Genomic DNA, 240 nt, shown 5'->3' with positions numbered 1-240 from the left:
CCCTGTGCCACGCGTATCACCGAGCGCAGGTCGCTCACCATGCTCTCAAAGCAGCCCGCCTGCAACCAGCGTTGAGTCTGCTGATACACCAGCTCCCACGGCGGGAAATCATCGGGCAGCATCCTCCACGGCGCGCCGGCACGAGCCATCCAGCGCAATGCATCAAACATGTCGCGCAGTTCGTATTTGCGCTGGGGCGCGTCGCCGTGCATCAGCGTCAGATACGGCGCCGCGAAACTC

At 63.8% G+C, this 240-nt stretch carries 1 protein-coding gene; it reads right to left on the bottom strand.

Annotated features, from left to right (window positions below):
• Positions 1–240 (bottom strand): transposase (locus ACLFKU_RS44985; protein ID WP_410853543.1); only part of this gene is annotated, 240 nt, incomplete at both ends.

It is taken from the genome of Paraburkholderia sp. EG304 (assembly GCF_046543485.1).
Lineage (GTDB): Bacteria > Pseudomonadota > Gammaproteobacteria > Burkholderiales > Burkholderiaceae > Paraburkholderia > Paraburkholderia youngii.
The sequence above is the reverse complement of the archived record's forward strand: the minus strand, read 5'-3'. Positions and strand labels throughout refer to the sequence as shown.